This is a genomic window from Pseudomonas sp. SIMBA_041, from assembly GCF_046535095.1.
Lineage (GTDB): Bacteria > Pseudomonadota > Gammaproteobacteria > Pseudomonadales > Pseudomonadaceae > Aquipseudomonas > Aquipseudomonas mucoides.
This window is the reverse complement of record NZ_JAWRXJ010000674.1, coordinates 1-250: the sequence shown is the minus strand read 5'-3', so window position 1 is coordinate 250 and position 250 is coordinate 1. Positions and strand designations below refer to the sequence as shown.

1 protein-coding gene is annotated in these 250 nt (G+C 64.0%); it reads right to left on the bottom strand.

Features of this window, described 5'->3' with window-relative positions; genetic code table 11:
* Positions 1–250: c-type cytochrome (locus SB725_RS32810; protein WP_410923650.1), on the bottom strand; the 250-nt coding region annotated here is incomplete at both ends.

The window sequence follows — 250 nt, the reverse complement described above, 5'->3', positions numbered from 1 at the left end:
ATAACGGATGGTCTGTTGCAGTTGAGCAAAGCTCGACCCGTAGATGAACGCCTGCGGGTGGGTCAGGTTCGGCGCGCCCATGGCTGGGGTGCCCTTGCCTTCAGGCCCATGGCAGGCCACGCAGTTGGCGGCGAAGATCTTCTGCCCGTTCTCGGCATCGGCCTTCACGCCTTCGGGCAGCGTACGGCCATCGAGCTTGCTGACCACAAAGGCCGCCACATCAGCCACACCCTGCTCGCCGATCACCTCG